General features: G+C 63.5%; 8 protein-coding genes. 2 read left to right on the top strand and 6 right to left on the bottom strand.

The genetic code is table 11. The annotated features are described in order from the left end of the window. Positions 1-324 (top strand): damage-inducible protein DinB (locus tag KA184_17485; GenBank protein MBP8131375.1); only part of this gene is annotated, 324 nt, incomplete at its 5' end. An 85-nt stretch (positions 325-409) separates the two neighbouring features. Here KA184_17485 and KA184_17480 read toward each other — a convergent pair. The 5 genes from KA184_17480 to KA184_17460 all read right to left on the bottom strand — a co-directional run bounded on the left by KA184_17480 (position 410) and on the right by KA184_17460 (position 7,187). Beyond that, positions 410-2,215 carry an acyl-CoA dehydrogenase gene (locus tag KA184_17480; protein MBP8131374.1) on the bottom strand — a complete coding sequence of 602 codons (1,806 nt, stop codon included), beginning with the start codon at positions 2,213-2,215 and terminating at the stop codon, positions 410-412. Between the two features lie 48 nt (positions 2,216-2,263). Beyond that, on the bottom strand, positions 2,264-3,406 hold the full coding sequence (locus KA184_17475) for an acyl-CoA dehydrogenase family protein (protein MBP8131373.1): 1,143 nt from the start codon (positions 3,404-3,406) through the stop codon (positions 2,264-2,266). Further along, on the bottom strand, positions 3,403-5,436 hold the full coding sequence (locus KA184_17470; protein MBP8131372.1) for a 4Fe-4S dicluster domain-containing protein: 2,034 nt from the start codon (positions 5,434-5,436) through the stop codon (positions 3,403-3,405). Before KA184_17470 ends, KA184_17475 begins: the two co-directional genes overlap by 4 nt. 86 nt (positions 5,437-5,522) lie before the next feature. Next, positions 5,523-6,488 carry an electron transfer flavoprotein subunit alpha/FixB family protein gene (locus KA184_17465; protein MBP8131371.1) on the bottom strand — a complete coding sequence of 322 codons (966 nt, stop codon included), beginning with the start codon at positions 6,486-6,488 and terminating at the stop codon, positions 5,523-5,525. A 57-nt stretch (positions 6,489-6,545) separates the two neighbouring features. Further along, positions 6,546-7,187, bottom strand: coding sequence for a TetR/AcrR family transcriptional regulator (locus KA184_17460; protein MBP8131370.1), 642 nt, complete (start codon positions 7,185-7,187; stop codon positions 6,546-6,548). A 140-nt stretch (positions 7,188-7,327) separates the two neighbouring features. Here KA184_17460 and KA184_17455 point away from each other — a divergent pair, with 140 nt between their 5' ends. After that, complete coding sequence (locus KA184_17455; protein ID MBP8131369.1) at positions 7,328-8,683, top strand: sulfatase-like hydrolase/transferase; 1,356 nt, start codon at positions 7,328-7,330, stop codon at positions 8,681-8,683. Between the two features lie 69 nt (positions 8,684-8,752). Here KA184_17455 and KA184_17450 read toward each other — a convergent pair. Next, a partial coding sequence (locus KA184_17450; GenBank protein MBP8131368.1) for a hypothetical protein occupies positions 8,753-10,417 on the bottom strand: 1,665 nt, incomplete at its 5' end.

Here is a 10,417-nt window from a genome sequence, read left to right as displayed (position 1 = left end):
GTCCAGACCGACGTCTTCGAACTGAAAAGGGAAGCCTACACACCCTTTCTGGCCGCAAACCGGGCGGAACTGCTGAAGAGCCACGATGATAACGTTGCAGAGGCCATCCGGGCGCTGACCGGCCAAAGCGACGCCCACATGCTGGCCGTGTGGCGCATGAAGGTGGAGGGCAAGGTCGTCATGGAACTGCCGCGCGTGGCGGTCGTGCGCTCGATGCTGATTAATCACACGGTCCACCACCGCGGGCAACTGACCGTCTATCTGCGCATGCACGATGTCCCCCTGCCGTCGCTCTATGGCCCTTCCGCGGACGAACAGGCATAGGACCCGGCGCGCCGGCGAGAAAGGCCATCAGCGTTCCGGCCGCAAGTCGAGTTCGCGGGCGGAACGCCGAAGAGCCAGGGTGTTGTCAGGAAAACCACTCCGGCTTGAAATCCAGCGCGGTGCGCTCGTTTTCGCGCAGGAGCGAGGCGGTCGAAAGCGCGTGCGGCAGTTCCTGGTTGACGTAGAAACGGACCGTCTCGATTTTGCCCCGGTAGAACGATTCCTCCGCCGCGCCCGCGTCCAGCGCGCGCTGCGCCGCGACGGCCTGGAGCAACAACTGCCACGCCATGATCAGGCGCGAGAACATGTCGAGGAACGCCGTGGCGTTCGCGACGTAGAGCGGAATGTCGCCGGAGAGACCGACGCCCGCCAGATGCATGAGCGTCGCCCCTACCTCGTTCATCGCCACCTGCACCTTGCCGGCCAGCGGCTGGAGCGGCGGCATTGCCGACGCTTCGTCGATGGCGCGGGTGATCTCCGCCATGAGCGTGCGCACGGCCGCGCCCTGCTCCATCGGCACCTTGCGCCCGAGCAGGTCGAGCGCCTGGATGCCGTTGGCGCCCTCATAGATGGAGAAGACCTTGTTGTCGCGCAGCATCTGCGCGATGGGAAACTCCTCGCAATAGCCCGCGCCGCCCAGGCACTGCATCGCCAGCCGGATCGACTCGAAAGCGCCGTCCGAGACGTAGGCCTTGCAGCACGGCGTCAGCAGCTCCAGCAACTGCTGGAGCCGTTCCTTCTCCGCCTCGTCGTCGATGTGCTCGCGGATATCCGCCGACTTGGCGCAATAAAGAATCATGCCCAGTACGCCCTCGATGAAGGCTTTCTGCCGCAGCAGCATGTTGCGCACATCCGTGTGCTCGATGATCGGCACCTGCGGCGCCAGCGGGTCGCGGCAGGTCACATCGCGGCCCTGGAGCCGCTCGCGCGCGTACTGCAGCGCGCATTGATACGCGGCGGACGCGCCGGCCACCGCCTGGATGCCGACATAGATGCGCGCCCGGTTCATCAGCTGGAACATGTACTGCAGCCCGTTGTTCGCCTCGCCGATAAGCCACGCGCGGCAGTCGTCGTGCTCGCCGAAGATCAGCGTGCACGTTGCCGACGCTTTCAGGCCCATTTTGTGCTCGACACCCGCGGTCACGACGTCGTTAAACGCGCCGATGCTGCCGTCGCCGTTCACCCGGTACTTGGGCACGAGAAACAGGCTCAGCCCCTTCACGCCCGGCGGCGCATCCTTGATGCGCGCGAGCACCGGGTGAATGATGTTTTCCGTGATGTCCTGGTCACCGCTGGAGATGAAGCGCTTCGTGCCCTTGAGCAGGTAATAGTCGCCGTCGGCCGCCTTGACGGCAGTGGTCTTGATATCGCCGACGGAGGTTCCCACGTCCGGCTCGGTCAGCGCCATGGTGCCGCCCCATTCGCCCGTGTACAGCGGCGGCAGGTACTTCGCCTTCATTTCAGGGCTGCCGAATTCGTCGATGAGGTGCCCCGCACCGTATGCGCCGCTCACATACATCGCGGCGGTCGTATTGGCGCAGTTGAAGAGGAACAGCGCGGCGGCGTACAGGCTGTGCGGGAATTGCTGGCCGCCGAATTCGCAGGCCGCCACCGGCGCGAACCAGCCGCCTTCCTTGCAGTGCCGCCAGATCTCATGCACCGCCTCCGGCACGCGCACCTGTTTGCCGTCGAACGCGACGCCGATGCGGTCGCACTCCTGAAACGAGGGCCAGAACACTTCCCGCGCCAGTTGATACGCGGCGTCGAGCGCCATGTCGAAGGTCTCGCGCGAGTGGTCCGCGAAGAAGGGATATCGGGTCACTTCGTCGGCCTTCAGCACCTCGTACAGCAGGAATCGCAGATTACGCATGTCCGTCAAAACGTTGCTCATGACCAAAGAAACTCCTTTTATGACTAGAGCCGCAATGGCGCCGTGGGGTCAGAACCCCATGGAACGGCCGATTATCTCCTTCATGATTTCCGTGGTCCCGCCGTAGATCGTCTGGGCCCGCGAGTCCACGAACGCGCGGGCGATCGGGTATTCGAGCATGTAGCCGTATCCGCCGTGCAATTGCACGCCCGCGTTGATCACGCGCAACTGCATCTCCGTGATCCACCACTTCGCCATGGCGGCGCGTTCGGGCGTCAATTGACCGTGGTTGTGCAGTTGCACGCAGTGGTTGACAAACACGCGCCCGATCTCGATCTCGGTTTTCATTTCCGCAAGCTTGAACCGGCTGTGCTGAAACTTGCCGATCGGACGCCCGAAGGCCGTCCGTTCCCGGCAGTAGTTCACCGCCATTTCCAGCGCGCTTTCCGCGCTGGACAGGCCCGACGCGGCGATAGACAACCGCTCCTGCGGCAGCCGCTGCATCAGGTACGCGAAACCGCACCCTTCCTCGCCAATGCGGTTCTCGACAGGCACGCGCACATCACGGAAAAAGAGTTCCGCCGTATCCTGCGCGTGCAGCCCGACCTTTTCGAGGTTGCGGCCCCGCTCGTAGCCATCCATGCCGCGTTCCACAATCAACAAGCTGATGTTCTGGCGGTCTTCCTCCGAACCGGTGCGCGCCGCGACGATGACGAGATCGTTCAAGATGCCGTTCGTGATAAACGTCTTCTGCCCATTCAGAACGTAACAGTCCCCGCGGCGCTCGGCCCGCGTCTGGATGCCGCTCAGATCGCTGCCCGTGTTCGGTTCCGTCATCGCCACGGCGGTAATGCACTCGCCGCTGACCGCCTTCGGCAGGTACTTCCGTTTCTGCGCTTCACTCCCGAAATGCGTGATGTAGGGCACGACCATGTCCGTGTGCACGCTGAAACCCACGCCCGCGCCGCTGGTATGCACCAGTTCCTCGGCAAGCACCTGGTGGTAACGGTAGTCCCGGATTCCGGACCCGCCGTATTCCTCCGGCACATCGGGACAGAGCAGCCCCTGTTCGCCCGCTTTGCGCCACAACTCGCGCGGGACTATGCCGTCCTTCTCCCACTGCGACTGATACGGCGCTACCTCGCGCTCGATGAACTTGCGCGCGCTCTGGCGGAACAGGTGGTGTTCCTCTTCGAAGTGTTCCAGGATCACGGTGCTGGTTGTCCTCCACTCGCCTGCGCCGTTGTCAAGTCCGGCGCCTCTATCAGGAGTGTGGCGACAACTTCCGCCACGTCAATCACGGATGTCTGGCCCGCATCCGCGCTCTTCACGCCGTCGCTTAGCATCGTCATGCAGAACGGGCACGCCGCGCCAATCACTTTCGCATCGGTCGCGAGCAGTTCCCGCGCGCGGACCGTGTTGATCTTTTCGCCCGCGGTTTCCTCCAGCCACATGCGGCCCCCGCCCGCCCCGCAACAGAAACCGTGCTCGCGTTCGCGCGGCGCGGATACGAGCTCATAGCCGGCCGCCGCGAACACCGTGCGCGGCGCATCGTAAATGCCGCTGTAGCGGCCCAGATAGCAGGAATCGTGGTAGACGAGCCGGGCGGCGCGCTGCGACTTGAGGACAATACGCCCGCTTCGAAGCAGTTCCGCGATGAATTCCGCGTGATGCACCACTTCGTGCCGCGCGCCGAAATCCGGGTATTCGTTCTTGAAGGTGTTGAAACAATGGGGGCAGGCCGTGAGAATACGCTTGAACCGATACTGCGCCAGCGTCTCGGCAATCTCCTGCGTGGCCGTCTGATACAGGTATTCGTTGCCAAGCCGGCGGGCGCTTTCACAGGTGCAGCGCTCCTCCGCCCCGAGAATTGCGAAATCGACCCCCGCGGCTTGGAGGATACGCACCATCGCCCGCGAGATGCGTTTGGTCCGGTCGTCGTACGAGCCGCTGCAGCCCACCCAATATAGCACGTCGGCCTCGCGCTTACCCGCCATGATTGGCACATCCAGGCCATCAGCCCACGCCCCGCGCTCGGCCTGCGCGAAGCCCCACGGGTTGCCCGCCGTTTCCATGTTGCGGAACGCGACATTGCCCTGCTCGGGTGTGGCCGCCTCGGTCAATGTGAGATAGCGGCGCAGGCCGGTCAGCTTGTCCACGTGCTCGATGCCCATCGGACAATGGGCCACGCACGCCAGGCACGTCGTGCAGGCCCAGACCGCCTCGACATCGAGTACGCCGCCGGCGAGTTGCGGCAAGGCCGCGACAGCGCCGTTTGGCCCCCCGGCGAGCAGACGCGGGCCGTCGCGCAGCAGGTGGTGTTTCAGGTCTACGATCAGGTGCTTGGGCTTGAGCGGCTTGCCGGTGTTATACGTTGGACAGAAATCCTGGCAGCGGCCGCACTCGATGCAAGCATACAGGTCAAGGTTCTGCTTCCACGTGAAGTCGGTGAGTTTCGATACCCCGAACGATTCCGCCGTCTCGTCTTCGAGGTCCATTTTCGACATTTGCCCGCGCGCACGCGTCGCCGGCAGCGCGAGGTTAATCGGGCCCGCCACCAGGTGCAGATGTTTCGTCGGGATAACCAGCAGCGCGACCAGCATCAGGTGCAGCAGCGCGTCCGCCCACCAGGCCGCATGCGCGAACACCGTCAGCGGAAGCGCACCCATGCCGGAAAAGACCTGCGCGAGCCGCGCCGATATCACGTAATACGATGCGTGGTCGAGCCGGTCCATGGCCACCGCGGCCGCATGTGACAGCAGGTAGGCGGCCATCGCGCCGCCGATGCCGAGAAACACCACGGCGGATTCCACCGAACGCGGCGTCAGGCTCTCCGGCCGGAATGCGTAGCGGCGCACGGCCAGCCCGGCGACACCGGCGATAATCAGGACCGCGAAGATGTCGGCCAGCGAGGCATAGTACAGCGAGAGCGACGTTGCGCCGAATAGGCGGAACCCCGGCAGAAAGGCTCCGGTAAAGTGGTTGACCGTGTTGACCGCGAATACGAAGAAGCCCCACACGATGCAGATGTGCAGCAAGCCCACCGCCGGTTTTCGGAACACCTTGCGCTGCGTGAAGACATCGATCAGCGCGCCGCCGATACCGCTCTTGAACGAGCGGTGGTCCGGGTCCGGCTTTCCCAGCCGGATCAGGCGCACGAGGGTCGCAATACGCACCGCGAAATAGGAGGCCGCTCCCGCCAGAACCAGTGCGAACAGCACCTTCTCAGGTAAGGTCAGCATAGTACGTCACCCATAAGGCGCGGCATTTCCGCCCGCCTTGTCACATCTCAAATCTCAGACCTGAAATCTCGAGACTGATATCCCCGTCAAGCCGCGCGCACCTTGCGCAATTCCTCCGTCAGCATAGGCGCCACCTCGAACAAGTCGCCCACGATCCCGTAATCGCACAGCTTGAAAATGGGCGCATTCGTATCCTTGTTGATCGCCACGATAATCTTGGAGGTGCGCATGCCCGCCTGATGCTGAATCGCACCGCTGATACCGCACGCAATGTATACGTCCGGACTGACCACCTTGCCCGTCTGGCCAACCTGATGCGCGTGATGAATCCAGCCCGCGTCCACGGCCGCGCGGCTCGCGCCTAAGGCCGCGCCAAGCACGTCGCACAAAGCCTGGAGCACCGGCCAGTTCTCGGGGCCGCCGATTCCGCGCCCGCCGGACACGACAATCTTGGCTTCCGTGAGTTCGACCGTCCCCGCGGCGGCTTCGGCGGCCTGTTTCAGCACCGTGCGCAGAGTCACGGACGGCATCTCGCGGCGCACGACCTCGGGCGCGGCGTCGCCCTCGCGCACCACCGGAATGACATTCGGACGCAGCGAGACCATCGCGGGCGCACCCGTCACCCGCACGTCTGAGAGCACTTTGCCTGCATAGACGGGCTTTCGCGCCATCAATCCGCCGTCCCACCAGACGTCCAGGCAGTCCTGCAGCAATTCCGCGCCCAAACGCGCGGCCACGGACGCGCAGTACTCCCGGCCCAGCGCTGTGGCGGAGCCAATGACGACACGCGCGCCGAGTTCGCGGACGAGGTCGCGCACGATGGGCACGTAGGCATCGTTCGAGTAATGCCCCAATTCGCCGCGCTCGTACGCGAAGACCTTCCCAAAGCCAAAGCCTTTCAACAGGTCAGCCTGGTCCGCCAAGGCTTGGCCGATGTAGACCGCGTTCAACTCCAGCCCCGCCGCGCGCGCCACCTTTCCCGCCGCCGTGGCCGCTTCGAATGCGCAGGGCTTCAATTCCCCCCGTTGTTCCAGCAAGACCAGCACGCTCATGGTTGAATTCCCTTGTTCACTTGCTTGCTCCAAAATGTCCATATCGTTCCATGTCTCTTATTGCGCGCGGACGGACCGCGGCTTCTTGAACAAGGAGTCGTGCGCAATGCGCACCAGTTCCGCCACGTCCGGCCTGCTTTCTTCATGGTCTCCATGCACAAGCACCGAGGCGACCGGCCCCAGCCCCGCTGTGGCGATGATCATCAGCATCACCTGAATGAGATACGATTCCGGCCGGATATCGGCCCGGATGAGGCCCGAGTCCTGTCCCATGCGAATATAGTCGGCAATCAGACGCGCCCAAGGGCTGAGGTGTTCGCGCATCATGGCGGCGAGCATTGCTGGCCGGTCCAGCATCTCGCGCACGGTCAGGCGCGCGCGGTCCGGGTCCTCCAGGAAGAACTGTACCAGCGCGGTCATGGTAGCGTCGAAGCGGCCGTATCCGCTTTCCGTTGCGGCAAGCAGGCGCGGCAGCTCATTCTTCCAGTACACGACCAGCGACTCGACCACGTGACGGTGCAGGGTTTCTTTGGAGGGGAAGTGATGCAACAGCGATTGCTTGCGGATACCGACCGCGTCCGCGATGGCTTGGAGGGAAGCCCCCTCGTATCCGTGCGCGCCAAACAGGCGTATCGCGGCGGCGGTGATGCGCGCCTTCATGTCGAGACCGGCTTCGAGGTCGACGATCGTACGGTTCATCGCGTGTCTACCAACTGGTAGGTCTAAATGTACCATGCGGTAGATATTCTGTCAAGCGCCACCCCACCGCGTGCTTGCATCCATTCGCCCACCGCGCGAAAATCAGGTCGGCAACGCGAATCACGGGGAGACCGCTGGACATGACCACGCACTGGACACGACGCAGATTCCTCAAGACACTGACCGCGGGAACGGTTCTCGCCGCAACAGCCCGGCGGGCGGGCACGGCGGATACGCACCCGCCGAACGTCGTGCTCATCCTGACAGACGACCAGGGCGCGGTGGATGCGGGCTGCTACGGCGCGACGGACCTGCACACGCCAAACCTCGACGCGCTCGCGGCGCGGGGCGTTCGTTTCACGCAGTTCTACGTGGCCGCGCCCGTATGTTCGCCTTCCCGCGCGGCATTGTTGACAGGGCGGTATCCGCAGCGCGCGGGACTCGACACAAACGCAGGCGGCAAGAGAGGCCTTCCGCCGGAGCAGACCACGATTGCGGAAGCGTTCAAGACTGCGGGTTATCGCACGGGGGTCTTCGGCAAATGGCACCTCGGCATGTTGCCGGAGATGAACCCGCTGGCGCAGGGTTTCGACGAATTCTTCGGCCACAAGGAAGGCTGCATCGACAACTACTCTCATTTCTTCTACTGGTCGGGGCCGAACCGGCACGACCTCTGGCGCGATGACGCCCAAGTGCATGAGGACGGCGCGTTCTTCCCGGATTTGGTCGTGCGCGAGGCGTGCCGGTTCCTGGAAGAGAATCGCGGCAATCCGTTCTTTCTTTACCTCCCGTTCAACATGCCGCATTACCCGCTTCAGGGCGAGGAGCGTTTCAGCGCGGCGCAGCCGGACCCTGCAACGCCCCGCGGCATGTACGGCGCCTTTGTCCGTTCTCTCGACGATAAGATCGGCCAGGTGCTCGCCAAGCTGGATGCGCTGGGCCTGCGCGAGAACACTATTGTCGTGTTTCTCAGCGATAATGGCCACTCCGTGGAAGAGCGGTCGTTCTTCGGCGGTGGCAGCGCTGGGATTTACCGCGGCCACAAGTTCACGCTCTGGGAGGGGGGTATCCGTCTCCCGTGCATCGTTTCATGGCCTGGCCGGATACCCGAGGGGCAGGTCCGCGAACAGGTGGCGTGCAGTATCGACTGGCTGCCCACGCTGGCGCAGTACTGCGGGGTGAAAATACCGCCGGAAACGGTGGACGGCGCGGATATCGGGCCGGTCATCGCATCACAGGATGCCCCATCGCCGCACTCCGTCCTGCACTGGATGCTGGGCGATCAGTGGGCCGTGCGCGAGGGCGAGTGGAAACTCGTCGTCAACGGCGCGGAATCCGTCATCGACGGACATACCCTGCCCATGGAACCGTTCTTCCTCGGTAATCTGAGCCAGGACGCTTCGGAGACGGTCAATCTTGCCCTCACGCACCCGGAGATCGTCGAGCGCTTGTCGCAACTCCACGAACGGTGGCTCGACGACCTGAAACAGCCGTAGCGGCCCAACGGAATCGAAAGCGGCCGTCCCCGCGAAGGAACGGCCGCTCATTGTCTCGCAAAGCTCCAACTATGCCGGCAATCCCGGGCAGAAACCGTCTTCCGTGGCATCATCCGGACAGTAATGACACCCGCCTGAGTTGTAGAACTGAATAACCCGCAACAATTCGGTCAGCGCGATCTGCCAGTCCGGCCCCGCGGGCGCGTAATCGCTGTCGTGCGGGCAGCACGCCGTGTCCGCGCCCGGACCCGGCACATACCCGTCCTCGGTATCGCCGGAATCCGCCGCGCAGTGCAACCCGTCTGAGTTGTAGAACTGGATTACGCGCAGCAACTCGGTCAGCGCGATGATATTGTCGTGGTTCTGGTCAGCAGAGTGCCATTCATCGGCGCAGGCATCGCCCTCGCCCTCGCCCTCGCCTTCGCCCTCGCCCTCGCCCTCGCCCTCGCCCTCGCCTTCGCCCTCGCCCTCGCCCTCGCCTTCGCCCTCGCCCTCGCCCTCGCCTTCACCTTCACCTTCGCCTTCACCTTCACCTTCACCTTCGCCCTCGCCCTCACCCTCACCTTCGCCTTCACCTTCGCCCTCGCCCTCGCCCTCGCCTTCGCCTTCCGCACCGGCTGCCGTGAGACAGACACTCAGGTCGGCAGGGATTTCGCTGGGCGCGTCGTTGTAAAACTGGTATGCTACGCCGTTCCCCCAAGGCGATGTCGCCCAGTGGAACCAGCAGGACGTATCGCCAATCGCTTGGATGGACACGTAGCCCGCCGGGAGCTCCACAGCGCTTTCGAGCGACGCAACAAACCGGTACAACGGCCACTCGCCTTCTCCATAGACCACACCTGCCGGTGTCTGTTGCGGCACAACGAGGTATCCATCCAGGTATGACCCGTCCTCCAAGTAGAAACGGAGCACGAATTCAACCTGCTCGGGCGTACATACATCGCCCTCGGCCGTGAGGAAGAACCCCCACCACGTGACCTGCTCGATCGGCGCGCCGACGCCTTCAAAATCCTCAAAGCATATGTACCCGGAACCGGGATTTCCCGCGTCTTCGGGGGCATAGGACCCGAGACTGCTCACATATAATCCCCACCCGTCCACGGGACCGTCAACCGGTTGACTATAAAGGGCGTCATCCGGGCAGACATCGCCAAGGTCGTATTCGCCTTCGCCTTCGCCTTCGCCTTCCCCTTCACCTTCGCCTTCGCCTTCCCCTTCCCCTTCCCCTTCCCCTTCCCCTTCACCTTCACCTTCACCTTCGCCTTCGCCTTCCCCTTCCCCTTCACCTTCGCCTTCGCCTTCACCTTCACCTTCGCCTTCACCTTCGCCGCCGCTGTACAGGTCGACGCAGTCGAGAACGCCATTCCCGTTCTGGTCGACAGCATCAAACTGTCCCTGCGTAATGCTCTCGTTGAGTCCCTGGACTTCCGCCAGCGTCAACACGTTGTCTTCGTTGTCGTCCAGCCCGGGCAGCAGATTGAACAGCCAATCCACAGCGACAAACTCGGCCAGGCTCAGTTCGCCGTCGTCGTCTGTATCTACCAGCCCCCAACCCAGCCCGAGCGCGAAATCACTGATGCCCGTGATGGCGGCCACTTCCGATTGGTTGAGTGTACCGTTACCATTCGTGTCCCCAAAAGCGACCATCAGCAGGTAGTAACTCTGCGCATCGTCAATGACGCAACTCGGTTCGCCTTCGCCTTCGCCCTCGCCTTCGCCCTCGCCCTCGCCTTC

It is taken from the genome of Candidatus Hydrogenedentota bacterium (assembly GCA_018005585.1).
In the GTDB taxonomy this organism is placed as follows: Bacteria; Hydrogenedentota; Hydrogenedentia; order Hydrogenedentales; family JAGMZX01; genus JAGMZX01.
Note: the sequence above shows the minus strand (reverse complement) of the source record. Positions and strands in the feature narration are given on the sequence as shown.